General features: G+C 63.7%; 20 protein-coding genes. 12 read left to right on the forward strand and 8 right to left on the reverse strand.

What is annotated here, in order from left to right:
• Window positions 1-103 precede the first annotated feature (103 nt).
• Together IAE33_RS14585 and IAE33_RS14590 are read right to left on the reverse strand one after the other, a co-directional pair.
• A complete protein-coding gene (locus IAE33_RS14585; RefSeq protein WP_201164016.1) occupies window positions 104-1153 on the reverse strand; it encodes an alkene reductase in 1050 nt (349 codons plus the stop codon).
• Window positions 1154-1169: 16 nt separating this feature from the next.
• Window positions 1170-1472 (reverse strand): ArsR/SmtB family transcription factor, encoded by a 303-nt coding sequence (locus IAE33_RS14590; RefSeq protein ID WP_028635143.1) that lies wholly within the window; start codon window positions 1470-1472, stop codon window positions 1170-1172.
• A gap of 151 nt (window positions 1473-1623) precedes the next feature.
• On the opposite strand from IAE33_RS14590, the gene IAE33_RS14595 reads away from it, so the two are divergent.
• Complete coding sequence (locus IAE33_RS14595) at window positions 1624-2208, forward strand: acyl carrier protein phosphodiesterase (RefSeq protein WP_201164017.1); 585 nt, start codon at window positions 1624-1626, stop codon at window positions 2206-2208.
• A gap of 49 nt (window positions 2209-2257) precedes the next feature.
• Here the strand turns inward: IAE33_RS14595 and IAE33_RS14600 are convergent, their stop codons facing one another.
• Window positions 2258-3046, reverse strand: a complete 789-nt coding sequence (locus IAE33_RS14600) for a lysophospholipid acyltransferase family protein (protein WP_201164018.1) — start codon at window positions 3044-3046, stop codon at window positions 2258-2260.
• Complete coding sequence (gene olsB / locus IAE33_RS14605; protein ID WP_028635140.1) at window positions 3046-3801, reverse strand: L-ornithine N(alpha)-acyltransferase; 756 nt, start codon at window positions 3799-3801, stop codon at window positions 3046-3048. Before olsB ends, IAE33_RS14600 begins: the two co-directional genes overlap by 1 nt.
• Window positions 3802-4000: 199 nt before the next feature.
• Here olsB and IAE33_RS14610 point away from each other — a divergent pair, with 199 nt between their 5' ends.
• The 5 genes from IAE33_RS14610 to IAE33_RS14630 are packed head-to-tail and all read left to right on the forward strand — an operon-like array spanning window position 4001 to window position 7786.
• Window positions 4001-5077, forward strand: a complete 1077-nt coding sequence (locus IAE33_RS14610) for a serine hydrolase domain-containing protein (protein WP_201164019.1) — start codon at window positions 4001-4003, stop codon at window positions 5075-5077.
• Window positions 5074-5370, forward strand: a complete 297-nt coding sequence (locus tag IAE33_RS14615; RefSeq protein ID WP_201164020.1) for an amidase — start codon at window positions 5074-5076, stop codon at window positions 5368-5370. The genes IAE33_RS14610 and IAE33_RS14615 overlap by 4 nt, the downstream gene beginning before the upstream one ends.
• A 45-nt stretch (window positions 5371-5415) precedes the next feature.
• Window positions 5416-5997 (forward strand): YceI family protein, encoded by a 582-nt coding sequence (locus IAE33_RS14620; protein WP_201164021.1) that lies wholly within the window; start codon window positions 5416-5418, stop codon window positions 5995-5997.
• 1 nt (window position 5998) lies between these two features.
• Window positions 5999-7156, forward strand: a complete 1158-nt coding sequence (locus IAE33_RS14625) for a phospholipase D-like domain-containing protein (RefSeq protein ID WP_201164022.1) — start codon at window positions 5999-6001, stop codon at window positions 7154-7156.
• Between the two features lie 51 nt (window positions 7157-7207).
• Complete coding sequence (locus IAE33_RS14630; RefSeq protein ID WP_060482479.1) at window positions 7208-7786, forward strand: DJ-1/PfpI family protein; 579 nt, start codon at window positions 7208-7210, stop codon at window positions 7784-7786.
• Between the two features lie 9 nt (window positions 7787-7795).
• On the opposite strand, the gene IAE33_RS14635 is transcribed toward IAE33_RS14630, so the two are convergent.
• Window positions 7796-8194: a nuclear transport factor 2 family protein gene (locus tag IAE33_RS14635; protein WP_201164023.1), complete on the reverse strand. Its 399-nt coding sequence runs from the start codon at window positions 8192-8194 to the stop codon at window positions 7796-7798.
• Between the two features lie 115 nt (window positions 8195-8309).
• On the opposite strand from IAE33_RS14635, the gene IAE33_RS14640 reads away from it, so the two are divergent.
• Together IAE33_RS14640 and IAE33_RS14645 are read left to right on the forward strand one after the other, a co-directional pair.
• Window positions 8310-8900, forward strand: a complete 591-nt coding sequence (locus IAE33_RS14640; protein ID WP_028635133.1) for a GNAT family N-acetyltransferase — start codon at window positions 8310-8312, stop codon at window positions 8898-8900.
• Window positions 8897-9769 carry a carbon-nitrogen hydrolase family protein gene (locus IAE33_RS14645; protein ID WP_201164024.1) on the forward strand — a complete coding sequence of 291 codons (873 nt, stop codon included), beginning with the start codon at window positions 8897-8899 and terminating at the stop codon, window positions 9767-9769. Before IAE33_RS14640 ends, IAE33_RS14645 begins: the two co-directional genes overlap by 4 nt.
• Window positions 9770-9850: 81 nt before the next feature.
• On the opposite strand, the gene IAE33_RS14650 is transcribed toward IAE33_RS14645, so the two are convergent.
• Window positions 9851-11374 (reverse strand): fumarate hydratase, encoded by a 1524-nt coding sequence (locus tag IAE33_RS14650; RefSeq protein WP_009685641.1) that lies wholly within the window; start codon window positions 11372-11374, stop codon window positions 9851-9853.
• Between the two features lie 243 nt (window positions 11375-11617).
• Between IAE33_RS14650 and IAE33_RS14655 the strand changes: the two genes are divergently transcribed.
• Entirely contained in the window at window positions 11618-12538 is a 921-nt protein-coding gene (locus IAE33_RS14655; protein WP_201164025.1) for an iron-sulfur-binding ferredoxin reductase, read from the forward strand.
• A 53-nt stretch (window positions 12539-12591) separates the two neighbouring features.
• On the opposite strand, the gene pyk is transcribed toward IAE33_RS14655, so the two are convergent.
• Entirely contained in the window at window positions 12592-14046 is a 1455-nt protein-coding gene (gene pyk / locus IAE33_RS14660; RefSeq protein WP_201164026.1) for a pyruvate kinase, read from the reverse strand.
• 159 nt (window positions 14047-14205) lie between these two features.
• Here pyk and IAE33_RS14665 point away from each other — a divergent pair, with 159 nt between their 5' ends.
• From IAE33_RS14665 to sbcB, 3 genes are all read left to right on the forward strand, one after another.
• Complete coding sequence (locus IAE33_RS14665) at window positions 14206-14592, forward strand: tetratricopeptide repeat protein (RefSeq protein ID WP_028635129.1); 387 nt, start codon at window positions 14206-14208, stop codon at window positions 14590-14592.
• 121 nt (window positions 14593-14713) lie between these two features.
• The gene (locus IAE33_RS14670; RefSeq protein ID WP_201164027.1) at window positions 14714-15073 is read left to right on the forward strand and encodes a PilZ domain-containing protein; all 360 of its coding nucleotides are present in this window, start codon (window positions 14714-14716) and stop codon (window positions 15071-15073) included.
• Window positions 15074-15150: 77 nt separating this feature from the next.
• The gene (sbcB, locus tag IAE33_RS14675; RefSeq protein WP_201164028.1) at window positions 15151-16584 is read left to right on the forward strand and encodes an exodeoxyribonuclease I; all 1434 of its coding nucleotides are present in this window, start codon (window positions 15151-15153) and stop codon (window positions 16582-16584) included.
• 70 nt (window positions 16585-16654) lie between these two features.
• Here the strand turns inward: sbcB and mvaT are convergent, their stop codons facing one another.
• Window positions 16655-17032, reverse strand: a complete 378-nt coding sequence (gene mvaT, locus IAE33_RS14680) for a histone-like nucleoid-structuring protein MvaT (protein WP_028635126.1) — start codon at window positions 17030-17032, stop codon at window positions 16655-16657.
• Window positions 17033-17068: the final 36 nt, after the last annotated feature.

Here is a 17068-nt window from a genome sequence, read left to right on the forward strand (position 1 = left end):
GGAGCGACCGCAGGTCGCGATGGGCTGCAACGCAGCCCCAGCGGTATCAGCATCAATCATGGAGTACAGGGGCGCGCTGCGCACCCCATCGCGAGCTTCGGGCCTACAGGCGGGGATAATCGATGTAACCAACCGCACCGTTGCCATAAAAGGTTTCCGGGTGGGCTTCGTTCAACGGGGCATCGGCCGCCAGCCGCGCCGGCAGGTCCGGGTTGGCAATGAACGGCACGCCAAACGCCACTGCATCTGCCTTGCCGTTGGCCAGGGCTGCGTTGGCACTGGCTTTGTCGAAACGCTCGTTGACGATATAGGGGCCGCCGAATGCCTGCTTGATCAGCGGGCCCAGGCTGTCGTCGGCTTCGCGCTCGCGCGAGCAGATGAAGGCAATGCCGCGCTTGCCCAGCTGCTGGGCGACGTAGGTGAAGGTTTCTGCGCGGTCGGCATCGCCCATGTCGTGGGCGTCGGCACGGGGTGCCAGGTGCATGCCCACGCGCTCGGCGCCCCACACCTCGATAACCACATCGGTCACTTCCAGCAGCAGGCGCGCACGGTTTTCGAGTGAGCCGCCGTAGCGGTCGCTGCGCTGGTTGGTGCTGCTCTGCAGGAACTGATCCAGCAGGTAGCCGTTGGCACCGTGAATCTCCACCCCATCAAAACCTGCGGCCTTGGCGTTTTCGGCACCGCTGCGGTAGGCCTCGACGATGTCGCGAATTTCTTCGGTTTCCAGCGCGCGCGGGGTGGGGTAGTCGCTGAGGGGCCGCACCAGGCTTACGTGGCCTTTGGGCTGGATGGCGCTCGGGGCCACCGGCAGTTCGCCGTTCAGGTAGCTGGGGTGGGAAATGCGGCCCACATGCCACAGCTGCAGGAAGATGCGCCCGCCAGCAGCGTGCACCGCCTTGGTGACATTGTTCCAGCCGCGTACCTGCTCATCGTTCCAGATGCCGGGCGTGTCCGGGTAGCCGACGCCCATGGTGCTGACCGAGGTGGCCTCGCTGAGGATGAGCCCGGCACTGGCCCGTTGCACATAGTACTCAGCCATCAGTGCGGTGGGTACGCGGTCGGCGTCTGCCCGGCAGCGGGTGAGAGGGGCCATGATGATGCGGTTGGGCAGTTCCAGGTCGCCCAGGGTGATTGGATCGAAAAGCGTGGTCATAGCGGTTACCTGCTGGTCAGAGGGCTTGGCGCAGTTGTTCGAGAAACGCCTTGATGGTGACTTCGTTGCGCTTGAAGAAGTGCCATTGGCCAATCTTCTGGCTGGTGATCAGCCCGGCACGCTGCAACGTGGCCAGGTGGGCAGAAACGGTGGACTGCGACAGTGCGCAGCGCTGGTCTATCTGCCCGGCACACACACCGTTGTCGGTGCTGTGGTACTGGTCCGGGAAGTGCGTGGCCGGGTCTTTCAACCAACCGAGGATTTCTCGCCTGGCCGGGTGTGCCAGTGCTTTTATGATGTCGTCGAGATCGAGTGGCATGGTGTGGCTCGTGCTGTAGCGGTCTATCGCGATAGGGCGAAACTTACATCGGTATTTCGCGATATACAAATATGAAAGCGTTATCAGCTGATCGCTGATCGGTATATCGCCCTCCAGCGATATACGTGTGCCGGGGTGCTAGACTGCGGCCATGAATTATCTTGCACACCTGCACCTTGGGGGCTCCGAACCCCAGCAAATGCTCGGCAGCCTGTACGGCGACTTCGTCAAGGGCTCGCTGGAAGGGCGTTTTCCACCCACGCTGGAAGCGGCCATTCGCTTGCACCGCCGTATCGACAGCTACACCGACCAGCACCCCTTGGTACTCGCCGCGCTGGCGCGCTTTCCGCGTGAGCGTCGGCGCTTTGCCGGGATTGTGCTGGATGTGTTCTTCGACCATTGCCTGGCGCGGCACTGGCACGATTATGCCAAGCAGCCCCTGGCCGAGTTCACTGCGCAGTTCTATCGGGTACTGCTGGCCGAGCCTGAACTGCCGGGGCGGCTGGGGCGCATCGCGCCTTCCATGGCAGCCGATGACTGGCTGGGGGCATACGGAGATTTTGCGGTGCTTGAGCACGTCTTCAATGGCATCGCCCGGCGGCTGTCGCGCCCGGAAGGCATGGAAGGGGTGATGGGGGAGCTTGAACGGTTGTATGAGCCGTTGTTGGCGGACTTCCGAGCGTTTTACCCGCAGCTGCAGGGTTTTGCGGCGCTGCAGTTGGAGGTGGGCAGGTAGGGGGAATGCGCCACGTTTGCGGCGCATCGCGAGCGACGGGGCGATTTGCTCAAGCGGCCTTTGGCTGGCGGCGTGGGGCTGCTGCTACGACTTCGAAGCCGAACAATGCCACCTGGATGGCTTGTTGTGCCTGCAGGGCCAGCACCGCGCGCTCCTTGCCCGCACTCTGAACCGGTGGTAACAGGTGGATGTGTACCTGGCTGCGTGGCTGTGCGAACAGGCGCATGAGGTGGGACACCAGATCATCATCGCCAATGAACGGGGCAACAGGGTCAGGCTTGCCGTCGCGCAGATACTCGATGGCAACCGGCTGCACCGCCACGCCCTGGTCAATTGCCCCGGCCAGCAAGCGGCCATGGAAGGTGCGCAATTGGGAACCATCCGTGGTGGTGCCTTCGGGGAAAATCAGCAGCGGCCTGGCCTGGCCCAACTGCTCGCTGATCTGCTCGCGCAGGCGCTGGCCATCGCCCCCGCCACGGCGGATGAACAGTGTACCGGCCTGCTCGGCCAGCCAGCCGGCGACCGGCCAGTGCCGCACTTCGGCCTTGGACAGGAACGACAGCGGCAGCAGCATGCCCAGCAGTGGGATATCGGTCCAGGACACGTGGTTGCTGACCCACAGCATCGGCTGGCGCGGCAGTTGGCCGCGTACCTGCACGTCGAAGGGCAGGGCAGCCACCAGGCGCTTCATGAATATGCAGCTCCAGCGCTGGCGGCGTTCAAGGTTGGCTTTTACGCCAAGGCGTTCGCCCACAGCGATCACGCTTGCCATCAGCATGCCCAGTACTACCACCATCAGCAGCCGGCACAGGCGGGCCAGCACCCGCAGCCTGGTCATCAGACTGCCGCCTTGAAGTGGCGGGCATAACGCGGGCACAACTCGTCGCGTTTGAGCAGGATGAACACATCGGCCACCTGGAAGTCCTGGTCCCAGCACGGTTCACCGCAGATCTTCGCCCCCAGGCGCATGTAGGCCTTGAGCAGGGGTGGCATTTCTGCGATCACGTTGCTGGGCAAGGCCAGTTTGGGCAGCGGGTTACGTGGCTCGGCACGCAGGTGCTCGGTGCACAGGTAGCGCTCGCGCAGGCGCTGCATCACCGCGTGAGCCTGGATACCGCCGTCCTGCATGGGAATGCTGGCGCAGCCCATCAGGTAGCTGTAGCGCCCCTCGTTGAGCACTTCGGCCAGTTCACCCCACAACACGGCGATGGTGCCGCCGTTGCGGTAGTCGGGGGCAACGCAGGTACGGCCCAGTTCCAGGATCGGGCCTTGCAACTGCACCAGGCCATGCAGGCTGAACTCTTCTTCGCTGTAGAAGCGGCCCAGGCTGCTGGCGGCCTGGTGGTCGAGCAGGCGAGTGGTAGCCACCAGCTTGCCGGTATTCAGGTCACGCACACCAATGTGGCGGCAGTGAACGTCGTAGTCATCCCTGTCCAGGCCGTGCTCGGCACCTTTGAGCTTGGCTTTGAACTCCGCGCTGAATACTTGATAGCGCAAGGCCTGGGCTTCTTGAAGGGCCGCTTCGCCTACCAGGCGTTCGGCTTGCAGACGGCGTTCGGTGCTGTTGTCGCCAGTGTGAGCGATCCGAGTCATTGCGAGTCTCCATAAGCCAGCCATGGAAGAGCGGCCGGTCGGCTTTGTTGTGCAAGGTCAGCCTAGGTAGACCCGGTGTCACCCCCATGAACCTTTGGTGATGCTTGCATGACACCCGCCAGCACTGCGCAACTGTCACGAAAGGGCCGTAGCCTGCTGCGCACATCATCGATGCCTGCTACAGAGAGCCCGAACCGCAATGCTCAAAGGCCTGTTGCTGTTTCTATGCATCACCACCGCCCAGGCTGAGCCGTGGCCTGATGCGCACTGGCAGCGCGCACCCGATACGCTGGACTGGCAAGCGGTGGACGCCTATGCGTTCCCATCGCGCACCGGTGCCGGGCGTGATGGCGTCCGCACCGATGCCCTGCTGATCGTCCGCGACGGGCTCATCGTTCACGAACGTTACGCCGCGCCAACCACCGCCAGCACTGCACACCTCACCTGGTCGGTGAGCAAAAGCGTGCTCGCCACCGTGCTTGGGGTGGCCTACGGGCAAGGCCGCTTCCATTTGCAGGACCCGCTGGCGCGCTTCTATCCCGCCATGGCCGCGCACCCGGACGTGCGCATGGCGGACCTGCTGCATTGGGCCAGTGGGTTGCAATGGCAGGAGGATTACGAATACGCGCCGCTCAAGTCTTCGGTGGTGGCCATGCTGTACACCCGAGGCCGCAGCGATATGGCGGCCTATGCGGCCAGCCACGAGGCGGCAGCGCCGGCTGGCCAGCAATTTATATACTCCAGCGGTGACAGCAACCTGTTGGCCGCCGGCCTGCGCGGCATGCTGGGCACCGCGCAGTACCCGGATTACCCCTGGCAGGCCTTGTTCACGCCGCTGGGCATCGACAGCGCGGTGTGGGAGCGTGACGCTGCCGGCACCTTCGTTGGCTCCTCCTACCTGTACTTGACTGCCCGCGACCTGGCCCGTATCGGCCTGCTGATGCTGCGCGATGGCCGCTGGCATGGCCGGCAGTTGCTGCCCGCTGACTGGGTGGCGTTCAACCGCACGTCATTTGCCAATGCCCGCCGTGAGCCCGGTGAGCCCAGCCCCGGCGGCCACTGGTGGCTGAACCAGCCAGACGCCGATGACCAACGGCCCTGGCCGAGTGCACCGGCAGGTACCTACGCCGCCTTGGGGCATTGGGGCCAGGCGCTGTATGTGGTACCGGAGCAGAACCTGGTCATCGTGCGCTATGCCGATGACCGTGACGCCAGCTACCGGCATGACGCGTTGCTCAAGCGCGTGCTGGCGGCGTTGGCAGGGCCGGGCGGATGAAGCGGGTAGCATGGCTGTTGGTAGTGGCGCTGTGCGGGTGGGCCTGGAGTGAACGCCAGGCGCTGGGCGATTTCCCGGGTATCCTTGCCGCCTACTCGGCCAAGGAGTACTGCTCGTGTCGCTTCGTCATGGGGTTCACGCCTGAATACTGCGGTGCCTATGTCAAACAGTGGTTGCCCTTGAGCCATCTACAGGAAAACACCCTGCAGCGGCAGATCACTGCCGAGGGCCTGGGCCAACGTGCACAGGCGCGCTGGCAGGGCCCACGTGCAGGCTGCCGCTTGCTGCCATGAAGAGCGGCGCGGTAAGGTTGGCGGCCTGGTTTTACGAGATCCGTCATGTTCAAACTGCCCCGCCTGCTGCCGGCCTTGCTGCTGGCATTCTGCGTACCTGTACAGGCCAACTGGCACCTCGACGGGGAATCGTCACGGTTGTCCTTCATTACCGGCAAGAACGGCGACACGGCTGAAGTGCACCGTTTTCTCGTGTTGCATGGGTCGGTCGACCGCAAGGGTGTTGCAGGGCTGCGCATCGAGATGGATTCGGTCAGCAGCGGCATCCCGTTGAGGGATGAGCGTATGCGCGACGACCTGTTCGAAGTCGGCCGCTTTGCCGAGGCGCAGGTACAGGCGCAACTGGACCTGCGGCCCATCAACGACCTGGCCGACGGTGCGCAGATCGAACTGCGCCTGCCGGTGACGGTGACCTTGCATGGCCAGTCGCACAACTACGATGCCCTGTTGCTGGCAACGCGCCTGGACCAGCGGCGTTTTCAGGTGGTGACCCTGGAGCCGCTGGTGCTGCGTGCCGAAGACTTCGGCCTGCTGCCAGGGCTGGAAACCCTGCGCAAGTTCGCCAAGCTCAAATCCATCAACCCCTCGGTGCCGGTCAATGCGGTGCTGATCTTCACCGCCCGCTGACATGCCGGGGCCAGTCTTCCCCTGGCGGGATGGCAACCAGTTCGAACTGCTGATCGATGGCCCCGAATTTTTCCCGCGCATGCTCGCGGCCATCAGCGGGGCCCAGACCCAAGTCGACCTTGAGTTGTACCTGGTCGAAGCAGGCACCTGCGCCGAGGCCGTGGTCCAGGCCCTTGAACACACCGCCCGGCGCGGTGTGCGGGTGCGCTGCCTGTTCGATGACTACGGCTCCCTGGCCTTCAACAGCGCGTTGCGCCAGCGCCTGGTGGATGCCGGTGTATACCTGCGCTGGTACAACCGCCTGCACTGGAAGCGCGGTTTGCGCAACCTCTACCGCGATCATCGCAAGTTGCTGTTGGTGGACGAGCGCTGGGCGGTGGTGGGCGGCACGGGTGTGACCGACGAATTCTGGCGGCCAGACGCTGCCGCCAGCGATTGGCATGAAGTGATGGTGCAGATACAGGGCCCGGTGGTGAGCGACTGGCAGTTGCTGTTCGACCGCCAGTGGCAGGCCAACCACCGTCGCACGGCCTGGCGCCCTGCCGAAGGGTTTGGCCTGCCGCGCTTGCCCAAAGTGCCGGCGAAGGGGCAGGGTCTGGGCCGGGTAGCCTATGCCGACGCCCGCCAGCACCAGGACATCCTGCACGCGCTGGTGCGCGCGCTTAACAGCGGCACCCAGCGGGTGTGGCTGGCCACGCCATATTTTCTACCTACCTGGAGCGTGCGCCGCTCGTTGCGCCGCGCCGCTGGCAAGGGGGTGGATGTGCGCCTGCTGCTGACCGGCCCGCGTACCGATCACCCGTCGGTCCGCTATGCCGGGCACCGCTACTACCCCCGCCTGTTGCGTGCCGGCGTGCGGATCTTCGAATACCAGCCGTGTTTCCTGCACCTGAAAATGGTGGTGGTGGATGACTGGGTAAGCATCGGTTCGTGCAACTTCGATCACTGGAACCTGCGCTTCAACCTCGAAGCCAACATCGAGGCTCTGGACCCGGCACTGACGGCCGCCGTGGTCGCCAGCTTCGAGCGCGATTTTGCGCAAAGCCAGGAAGTCGACCTGGACCACTGGAATGCGCGGCCGCTGTGGCGACGGGTGAAGCAGCGCGTCTGGGGCTGGCTGGACCGGCTGGTGGCCAACCTGCTCGACCGCCGCGACTGAGAGCGGCTATGGTGGGATGACAGTTCACAGGCAATGGATGGAGCGGATGCGATGACGGCGAAGAAGATTCTCATGCTGGTGGGCGACTACGTGGAAGATTACGAGGCCATGGTGCCGTTCCAGGCGCTGAGCATGGTCGGCCATACGGTGCATGCGGTGTGCCCGGAAAAGGTCGCAGGGCAGACCGTGCGCACAGCCATCCACGACTTCGAGGGCGAGCAGACCTACAGCGAAAAGCCCGGGCACCATTTTGCCCTGAACCACGACTTTGTGCGGGCTCGCCCCGAAAGCTATGACGCCCTGCTGATCCCCGGCGGCCGGGCCCCTGAATACCTGCGCCTGAACGAGAAGGTGCTGGACCTGGTGCGCGCCTTCGACCAGGCCGGCAAGCCGATTGCCGCCGTGTGCCATGGTGCGCAACTGCTGGCGGCCGCGGGGGTGCTCAAAGGCCGCGAGTGCAGCGCCTACCCGGCGTGTGCGCCGGAAGTGCGCCTGGCAGGGGGCACATTCATCGACATCGCGGTCGACCAGGCCCATGTGGATGGCAACCTGGTCACCGCGCCTGCCTGGCCTGCGCACCCGGCGTGGCTGGCGGCCTTCCTGAAAGTGCTGGGCACCCGCATCTCGTAAGCGCGTGGCTCAGGCAACCTGCTCGACCCAGTCGTTGAGGTTGTAGTAGTTGGTCACGCGGGCAATCTTCCCGCAGTGGATGTAAAAGAAGGCTCCGGCCGGTAGCACGTAGGTCTGCCCCTTGGCGGCCGGCAGGCCTTCATCGGCTTCCAGGTACTGGCCGTGCACGGTGAACTCGGCGGCCGCGCGGCTGCCGTCGGCGTTCTGCATGACGACGATGTCGGCCAGGCGCTCGCGGTAGCAGCGGTTCATCTTGCCCATGAAGGCCGCGAAGCTGGCCTTGCCCATCTGCCGCTCACCCTGGTTGATGTCGTGGATCACGTCTTCGCTGAGCAGCGCGAGAAAGGCTGGCATGTCGCCCGCATTGAAAGCGGTGTAGTAAGCATTTACCAGTTCGGTAGCGGTCATGGAACAATACCTGTCGTGTAGGGAAAAGGCGCGTCGTTGGCCCGGATGATAGGGTTTCCCCTCAAGCCCGGCTTAGCCGAGCGCGTCATCCACATCGACAAAACGACCGCCAAGCATGGAAATACGCCTGTTGCACGGCGCCGCTATCGCGCCTTACATCGATGACCTCGCTCGTCTGCGCCTGAACGTGTTCCGCGAGTTCCCCTACCTCTACGACGGCTCGCCCGAGTACGAAGCCGACTACCTCGCCACGTATGCCCGCTCTGGGCGCAGCCTTGTGGTGCTGGCACTGGACGACGGCAAGGTGGTGGGCGCCTCCACCGGCCTGCCGCTGGTGGATGTGGCACCCGAGCTGCAGCAGCCGTTTCTGGCCCAGGGGCGTGACCCGGCCAGCGTCTATTACTTCGGTGAATCGGTGGTGCTGCCCGAGTACCGGGGGCAGGGCCTGGGTGTGCGCTTTTTCATCGAGCGTGAGTCTTACGCGCACAAGCTGGCCGAGTTCGACTACTGCGCGTTTTGCGCCGTCGAACGGCCTGGGGTGCACCCGCGAAGGCCGGCTGACTACAAGCCACTGCATGGCTTCTGGCGCAACCGGGGGTTTCTGCACGACCCATCGTTGCGCACTCGTTACGCATGGCGTGACCTGGATGAACCGGAAAGCTCCGACAAACTGATGTCGTTCTGGCTCAAGGAATTGCCACTGTGATCCGCGTTGCGGCTTGCCAGTATGCAATCGAGCTGCACGAAACCTGGGACGCCTATGCCGGCCACCTGCAGGCGCTGTGCGCCGAGGCCGTGGACGCTGGCGCCCGCCTGCTGCTGTTACCGGAATACGCCGGGCTGGTACTCAGTGGCCAGCTTTCGGCGCGGCAGCGGGGCGACCTGGGCACATCAATTGCTGCCATGGGGCCGCTGATCGAGCCGTGGAAGGCGCTGTGCGCGGGCATCGCCAAGCGCTGGAATGTGTACCTGCAGCCGGGCACGCTGCCGGTGCTGGACGATGACGGGTTGTACCGCAACCGCGCCTGGCTGTTCGGCCCGCAGGGCTGCCTGGGGTATCAGGACAAACTGATGATGACCCGCTTCGAGCGGGAGCAGTGGGGGATTGCCGCCGGGCAGGGTTTGCAGGTGTTCGATACCGAGCTGGGGCGCCTGGGCATTCTGGTCTGCTACGACAACGAGTTCCCCCTGCTGGCCCGTCGGCTGGCTGAACAGGGGGCCGACCTGATCCTGGCGCCGAGCTGCACCGACACCGAGGCGGGTTACCACCGGGTGCGCATCGGTGCCCAGGCGCGTGCGCTGGAAAACCAGATTGCCGTGTTGCAAAGCCCCACGGTAGGCCGTGCGCCGTGGTCGCCGGCGCTGGACGAAAACATCGGCCGGGCAGGGCTGTTCGTACCGCCGGATCACGGCATGCCGGGTGATGGGGTGATGGCTTTGAGTGAAGGGCTTGACCCGGTCGGCAGCCAGTGGCTGGTGTGTGACCTGGACCTGGAAGAGGTGCGGCGGGTGCGGCGGGAAGGGCAGGTTTTTACCTGGCGGGACTGGCCGGAGCAGTTTGAAAGAATGCTGTGATGACCGTGATGCTCGCATCGCAGTCAGGCCCGCTCCCACAGGGGTAACGCAATGGGAGCGGGCTTGCCGGCGAGGCAGGTTTTACTTCACTTCGACTGCCAGGCTCTGGGCAATCTTGCTCTGCCACAGGGCAGGGCCCGTGATGTGCACAGACTCACCGTTACTGTCTACCGCGACGGTAACCGGCATGTCCTTGACCTCGAACTCGTAGATCGCTTCCATGCCCAGCTCGGCGAAGGCCAGCACCTTCGACTTACGGATGGCCTGGGCCACCAGGTAGGCAGCGCCACCCACGGCCATCAGGTACACGGCCTTGTTGTCCTTGATCGCCTCGATAGCGGTCGGGCCGCGCTCGGACTTGCCGATCATGCCCAGCAGGCCGGTCTGCTCAAGGATTTGACGGGTGAATTTGTCCATCCGCGTAGCGGTGGTCGGGCCGGCTGGGCCAACGACTTCGTCACCCACCGGGTCGACCGGGCCCACGTAGTAGATGAAGCGGCCTTTCAGGTCGACCGGCAGCGCTTCGCCACGGTTGAGCATTTCGACCATGCGCTTGTGGGCAGCGTCGCGGCCGGTGAGCATCTTGCCGTTGAGCAGGATGGTTTCGCCCGGCTTCCAGCTGGCGACTTCTTCCGGGGTGATGTCGTCGAGGTTGACGCGGCGAGCGCTTGGGCCAGCTTCCCAGACGATTTCCGGGTAGGCGTCCAGCGACGGGGCTTCCAGCTCAGCCGGGCCCGAGCCATCGAGCACGAAGTGGGCGTGGCGGGTGGCGGCGCAGTTGGGGATCATGCACACCGGCAGCGAAGCGGCGTGGGTCGGGTAGTCCATGATCTTGACGTCGAGCACGGTGGTGAGGCCACCCAGGCCCTGGGCACCGATGCCCAGTTGGTTGACCTTTTCGAACAGCTCCAGGCGAATTTCTTCCAGGCGGTTCTGCGGGCCACGGGCCTTGAGCTCGTGGATGTCGATGGATTCCATCAACACTTCCTTGGCCATGACGGCGGCCTTCTCGGCGGTGCCGCCGATGCCGATGCCGAGCATGCCAGGCGGGCACCAGCCGGCGCCCATGGTCGGCACGGTCTTGAGAACCCAGTCGACGATGGAGTCGGATGGGTTGAGCATGGCCATCTTCGACTTGTTCTCCGAACCGCCACCCTTGGCGGCCACGTCCACTTCAACCTTGTCGCCGGGGACGATGGAGTAATGGATAACGGCCGGGGTGTTGTCCTTGGTGTTCTTGCGAGCGCCGGCCGGGTCGGCCAGGATCGATGCACGCAGCACGTTTTCAGGCAGGTTGTAGGCGCGGCGCACACCTTCGTTGATCATGTCGTCGACGCTCAGGGTGGCGCCGTCCCAGCGCACGTCCATGCCCACGCGCACGAACACGGTGACGATACCGGTGTCCTGGCAGATCGGGCGGTGGCCGGTGGCGCACATGCGCGAGTTGATCAGGATCTGGGCGATGGAATCGCGTGCAGCCGGCGACTCTTCGCGCAGGTAGGCCTCGTGCATGGCCTGGATGAAATCGACGGGGTGGTAGTACGAAATGAATTGCAGGGCATCGGCGACGCTCTGAATCAGGTCGTCTTGCTTGATCACGGTCATGCAGCGCGCTCCTCTTGAAGACGGGAACATTCATTACGGCGCTCGACGGTGCCGACCAGCGTGTCGAAGCGCCTTGCAGGCGCCGGCAGGTCAGGCCGACGTAAAAAGGCGCGGCAGTATAGCGCGCATCAGGGCGTGGCACACCTGCAGCCGATGGGGACCTTGGTCGGTCGCTGGCCGGCATCCTTTTTGCTGCCGTAGAATCGGCCTACACCACCCCATTCACCGGAGACTGTACCGAACATGCCCGAACTCTGCGTGGGGGAGCACCGCTGGACAGTACCGAACGGCAGCAACCTGCTGGACGCCCTGAACGACGCTGGCCTGAACGTGCCCTACAGCTGCAGGGCCGGTAGCTGCCATGCCTGCCTTGTGCAATGCCTGGCCGGACAAGCGCTGGATGCGCTCCCCGAGGCCCTGGCCTTGGACAAGCATGCCCAGGGCTGGCGGCTGGCCTGCCAGTGCCGGGTAGTCGAGAACTTGCAGGTGGCGTTGTTCGACCCGCGCCAGCATGGCGTGACGGCCACGGTGGCCGCGCTGGGCTGGGCAGGCACGGTGCTGCGCCTGCAACTGCGGCCGGAGCGGCCGCTGCGCTACCAGGCCGGGCAGCACGTGGTGCTGTGGCTGGGCGGCGTGGCACGGCCCTATTCCCTCGCCAGTTTGCCGGGTGAGGACGAATGCCTTGAATTTCATATCGACTGCCGTCACCCCGGCGCGTTTTGTGACCTTGCCCGGGCTGTGCAGGTGGGTGACCCGGTGCGCTTGGGCGAGCTGCGCGGCGGGGCCCTTCATTACGACCCGGACTGGCAGGCGCGGCCGCTGTGGCTGCTGGCGGCAGGCACGGGCCTGGCCCCGCTGTGGGGTATCTTGCGCGAGGCGCTGCGCCAGGGGCATCAGGGTGAGATCAGGCTCGTGCATGTGGCGCACGACGGTGCCGGGCATTATCTGGCTGATGCACTGCGCAAGGTGCAGGGGGTGAGTGTGGAGTTGGTGCTGGCAGAGCACATGGACGAGGCGCTTGCCGGCTTGCGCCTGCCGTCGCGGCAGACTGTGGCGCTGGTGTGCGGTGGGCAGGCGCGTGTGGAACGCTTTGCCCGCCGGCTGTTCATCGCCGGGGTGCCACGGGGGCAGGTGTACGCCGATGTGTTTGTGGGGCATGCCTGACGGGAGGCTTGCCTGCGATAGGGCCGCGAAGCGGCCCCTGACGCGTTGCTGGATCAACCGACCAGCGGATCACCCACATGCAGGATCTTCATGCCATTGGTGCCACCGATGGTGTGGTAGCTGTCGCCTTTGGTCAGGATCACCCAGTCACCCTGTTCCACCAGGCCACGCTTGAGCAGTTCGTCGACCGCTGCCTGGCTGACCTTGTCGGCCGGCAACGATGCCGGGTCGAAGTCGATCGGGTACACACCGCGGAACATCGAGGCGCGAGCCTGGGTGGCACGGTGTGGCGACAGGGCGAAGATCGGCACATGCGAGCGCAGGCGCGACATGATCAACGGGGTGTAGCCACTTTCGGTCAGGGCAATGATCGCCTTTACCCCAGGGAAGTGGTTGGCGGTGTACATGGCCGCCAGCGCGATGCTTTCGTCACAGCGCTCGAAGGTGGTGTGCAGGCGGTGGCTGGAGCGCTGGCTGGTCGGGTGCTTTTCAGCGCCCAGGCAGATGCGCGCCATGGCTTGCACGGCCTCGATCGGGTAAGCGCCGGCGGCACTTTCGGCCGACAGCATGACCGCGTCGGTGTTGTCGAGCACGGCGTTGGCCACGTCGGACACTTCGGCACGGGTGGGCATCGGGTTCTGGATCATCGACTCCATCATCTGGGTCGCCACGATCACCGCTTTGTTGTTGCGGCGTGCGTGCTGGATGATCTTCTTCTGGATGGCGATCAGTTCGGCGTCGCCGATTTCCACACCCAGGTCACCGCGGGCAACCATCACCGCGTCGGAGGCAGCGATCAGCTTGTCGAGGGTTTCGTCGTCGGCAACCGCCTCGGCGCGCTCGATCTTGGCGACCAGCCAGGCGCTGCCGCCCGATTCGTCACGCAGCTTGCGGGCGTATTCCATGTCGCTGGCATCGCGCGGGAAGGAAACGGCCAGGTAATCCAGGTCCATCTCGGCTGCCAGCTTGATGTCGGCCTTGTCCTTCTCGGTCAGGGCCGGGGCGGTCAGGCCACCACCTTTGCGGTTGATGCCCTTGTGGTCCGACAGCGGGCCACCGATGATCACCACGCAGTGCAGGGCGTCTGCGGTGGCGGTTTCAACGCGCATGACCACGCGGCCGTCGTCGAGCAGCAGTTCGTCACCTACACCGCAGTCCTTGACCAGGTCGGGGTAGTCGATACCGACGATATCCTGGTTGCCTTCGGTCAGCGGGTGGGCGGTGGAGAAGGTGAACTTGTCACCGATCTTCAATTCGATGCGCTTGTTGGCGAACTTGGCGATGCGGATCTTCGGGCCTTGCAGGTCGCCCAGCAGTGCGACATGGCGGCCGTTCTTGGCGGCGATGTCACGGATCAGGCGGGCGCGGGCCTTGTGCTCGTCCGGGGTGCCGTGAGAGAAGTTCAGGCGTGCCACGTCCAGGCCAGCGTGGATCAGTTGTTCGATCACTTCCGGCGAATTGCTGGCTGGGCCAAGGGTGGCGACGATTTTGGTGCGGCGGATGGTCATGCACAGACTCCTGTATTGAAGCGCAGCGAAAGGCTACTCCTGAATCTTGCTGTAGTCATTTTTCCGTTTCACTACCTGATGCTCTACCCACAGCCCGTCGCGCCATGGCTGAAGAAACGCCGGCAGCGGCCGATAAGCTGGACAGCAAAGGAGACACCCATGCGCACCCTGATCGTTTTAGCCCTGGCCGCCAGCGCCGTCGGTTGTACCCGCTGGTCGATGGACCATCACCTGAACAACGCCTACCGCGCTTACGACCGTGGCGACTGCCAGCGGGTCATGCTCGAGTTGTCCCAGGTCGACCGTGCCAGCCGGGCCCGCCCGTTCATCCACCCCGAGGTTGCATTGCTGCGTGGCCAGTGCCTGGAGCGTCAGGCGCTGTACGTGGATGCTGCTCAAACCTACCAGTACCTGATTCAGCGCTACCCCGGCAACGAATACGCCTACCGGGCGCAAGCGCGCCTGCAGACACTGGAGCGGCTCGGCCATTATCGCAGTGGCGAGCCCGCCATCGCCAAGCCGGCGACGACTGCACCTTGGCGATAATGCCAAGGTGTGTTCTATTTTGTGAGAGTTACCAGGCGCCCTGCGCTAATCTGTAACTCAGCTGTTACAAAAACCGCCAGTTCCACGCATTCCTGGCCAGGAACGGACTGCATCAACCGCCATGTTCAACAAGCGCAATATACAACGCCATCAATTACCCTTCGTTCTTCAGGTCTTCAACCGTTTTACCGGTCAGGAGATCGGCCTTTTGGGGAACGCGTCGGAGGCCGGGTTGATGGTCATCAGTGAGCTGCCCGTGCTGGTAGGCCCTGATTACGAACTGCAATTACGCTTGCCGTTGCAGGGCGGCGGGCACCAGTTCGTCAACCTAACGGCCAGTTGCCTGTGGTGCCGTGAGGACCAGACCCCAGGGCACTACGATTCGGGCTTCATGCTGCTGCAGGCGCCGCGCGAATTCGACGACTTTGTGAATTCACTGCAGGAATACTTCAGCTTTCGCGCCGCCAACGCCCCCGTCTGACCTGCCGTAGGCGCCCTTGAGCCTCGGCATGGGGGAATCGCGTTAGAATCGGGTCGACCCCGCTACAGGACGACCCCGTGACCGCAAGCATTTTCTGGCACGACTACGAAACCACCGGTATCAACCCGCGCTGCGACCGCCCTTTGCAGATGGCCGGGCTGCGCACCGATTTCGAGCTGAACGAAATCGACGAACCCATCAACCTTTACTGTCGGCCGTCCGATGACATCCTGCCGCACCCAGCGGCCTGCCTGGTGACCGGTATTACCCCGCAGCAGCTCGTCGAGCAGGGTCTGTGCGAAGCTGAGTTCATGTCCCGGGTGCATGCACAGCTGGCTCAGCCCGGCACCTGTGGGGCTGGCTACAACACCCTGCGGTTCGACGATGAAGTGACGCGCTATAGCCTTTACCGCAACTTCTTCGACCCCTACGCCCGTGAATGGCAGGGGGGTAACAGCCGCTGGGACCTGATCGACGTGGTGCGCACCGCTTATGCGCTCAGGCCTGAGGGGATTGAATGGCCGCAACAGGAGGGGCGTACCAGCCTGCGCCTCGAGTTACTGACCAAGGCAAACGGGATTGACCATGGCCATGCCCACGAAGCGCTTTCCGACGTACGGGCCACCATCGCCCTGGCGCGCTTGATTCGCCAGCAACAGCCAAAGTTATATGAATGGCTTTTCCAGCTGCGCAGCAAGCACAAGGTGATGGAGCAGATACGCTTGTTGCAGCCGCTGGTGCATATATCGGGTCGCTTTTCTGCCGCCCGTAATTATTTGGGGGTGGTGTTGCCACTGGCGTGGCATCCGCACAACCGCAATGCACTGATTGTGTGCGACCTGCATCAGGAAACCTCACCGCTTGTGTGGGAAACTGCTGAAACTTTGCGCCAGCGCTTGTACACCCGGCGTGATGAATTGGTAGAGGGTGAATTACCGGTCCCGCTCAAACTAATACAGATCAACCGTTGCCCGGTAGTGGCGCCGCTTTCAGTGTTGCGCCCTCAGGACCAACTACGGCTGGGCCTGGATGTGCCGATGTTACAACGCCGTGGCGAAGACTTGGCCAACCAGCAGGCGCAATGGCAGGAAAAGCTTCAACTCATCTATGGCAAGGAAGCGTTTGCACCGAGTGCAGACCCTGAGCAGCAACTGTACGACGGTTTTCTGGGCGAGCGTGACCGCCGCCTGTGCGAACAAGTGCGTACCTCGGAACCTGCCCAGCTGGGGCGTGGGCAGTGGATGTTCGATGACCCACGGTTGCCCGAATTGTTGTTCCGTTACCGGGCGCGTAATTTTCCGGATACCTTGAATGGGCAGGAACAGCAACGCTGGCAGGATTTCTGCCGACAGCGCCTGCTTGACCCGCAGTGGGGCGCGCCGAACACCCTTGGCGATTTCGCCAAGGCCCTGGAGCTCGCATGGCCGGGGGGGGACGCAGCAGGGCAGCAGGTGTTGCAAGCCTGGCAGTTGCACGCCCGGCACTTGCAAGCGCAATTGGCCATCGCTTAAAACCGCCCAATAAAAAAACGCCGGTAATATACCGGCGTTTTTTATTGGGCAAGCGTGCGGTGCAGGACAATCAGTCCAGCAAGGTGGCCCAGCTTTCAACCACATCACCACCCCAATTGGCTTTCCATTCTTTCAGGGTTTTGTGGTTGCCGCCTTTGGTTTCGATGACTTCACCGTTGTGCGGGTTTTTGTATTGCTTGACCTTGCGGGCACGCTTGGTAGCGGTTGGCTTGACGGCGCCACGCGGTGCTTTGCTCAGTTTGGAATCCGGGTCGAGCAGGGCAATGATGTCACGCAGCGACTTGGAATATTCACCCATCAAGGTGCGCAGTTTGCCTTCGAACTCCAGTTCTTTTTTCAGCTTGTCATCCTGGGACAGGTTGGCCAGGCGGGCCTGAAGTTCCTTGATGGCTTCTTCGGTGGCGCGGTACTCGTTGATCAGGGACATGGAGTGTTCCTTAATGCGTGTTCGGAAATGTGTGGG

The sequence above is a fragment of the Pseudomonas sp. S60 genome, assembly GCF_016647865.1.
Classification (GTDB): Bacteria; Pseudomonadota; Gammaproteobacteria; order Pseudomonadales; family Pseudomonadaceae; genus Aquipseudomonas; species Aquipseudomonas parafulva.

Coding starts and splice junctions, on each gene's coding strand:
- IAE33_RS14630 (WP_060482479.1), top strand. CDS start 7,208: ATGACGGCGAAGAAGATTCTCATGCTGGTGGGCGACTACGTGGAAGAT.
- IAE33_RS14625 (WP_201164022.1), top strand. CDS start 5,999: ATGCCGGGGCCAGTCTTCCCCTGGCGGGATGGCAACCAGTTCGAACTG.
- olsB (WP_028635140.1), bottom strand. CDS start 3,801: ATGACTCGGATCGCTCACACTGGCGACAACAGCACCGAACGCCGTCTG.
- IAE33_RS14640 (WP_028635133.1), top strand. CDS start 8,310: ATGGAAATACGCCTGTTGCACGGCGCCGCTATCGCGCCTTACATCGAT.
- IAE33_RS14635 (WP_201164023.1), bottom strand. CDS start 8,194: ATGACCGCTACCGAACTGGTAAATGCTTACTACACCGCTTTCAATGCG.
- IAE33_RS14600 (WP_201164018.1), bottom strand. CDS start 3,046: ATGACCAGGCTGCGGGTGCTGGCCCGCCTGTGCCGGCTGCTGATGGTG.
- IAE33_RS14665 (WP_028635129.1), top strand. CDS start 14,206: ATGCGCACCCTGATCGTTTTAGCCCTGGCCGCCAGCGCCGTCGGTTGT.
- mvaT (WP_028635126.1), bottom strand. CDS start 17,032: ATGTCCCTGATCAACGAGTACCGCGCCACCGAAGAAGCCATCAAGGAA.
- IAE33_RS14655 (WP_201164025.1), top strand. CDS start 11,618: ATGCCCGAACTCTGCGTGGGGGAGCACCGCTGGACAGTACCGAACGGC.
- IAE33_RS14650 (WP_009685641.1), bottom strand. CDS start 11,374: ATGACCGTGATCAAGCAAGACGACCTGATTCAGAGCGTCGCCGATGCC.
- IAE33_RS14590 (WP_028635143.1), bottom strand. CDS start 1,472: ATGCCACTCGATCTCGACGACATCATAAAAGCACTGGCACACCCGGCC.
- IAE33_RS14620 (WP_201164021.1), top strand. CDS start 5,416: ATGTTCAAACTGCCCCGCCTGCTGCCGGCCTTGCTGCTGGCATTCTGC.
- IAE33_RS14585 (WP_201164016.1), bottom strand. CDS start 1,153: ATGACCACGCTTTTCGATCCAATCACCCTGGGCGACCTGGAACTGCCC.
- IAE33_RS14615 (WP_201164020.1), top strand. CDS start 5,074: ATGAAGCGGGTAGCATGGCTGTTGGTAGTGGCGCTGTGCGGGTGGGCC.
- IAE33_RS14595 (WP_201164017.1), top strand. CDS start 1,624: ATGAATTATCTTGCACACCTGCACCTTGGGGGCTCCGAACCCCAGCAA.
- IAE33_RS14610 (WP_201164019.1), top strand. CDS start 4,001: ATGCTCAAAGGCCTGTTGCTGTTTCTATGCATCACCACCGCCCAGGCT.
- IAE33_RS14670 (WP_201164027.1), top strand. CDS start 14,714: ATGTTCAACAAGCGCAATATACAACGCCATCAATTACCCTTCGTTCTT.
- pyk (WP_201164026.1), bottom strand. CDS start 14,046: ATGACCATCCGCCGCACCAAAATCGTCGCCACCCTTGGCCCAGCCAGC.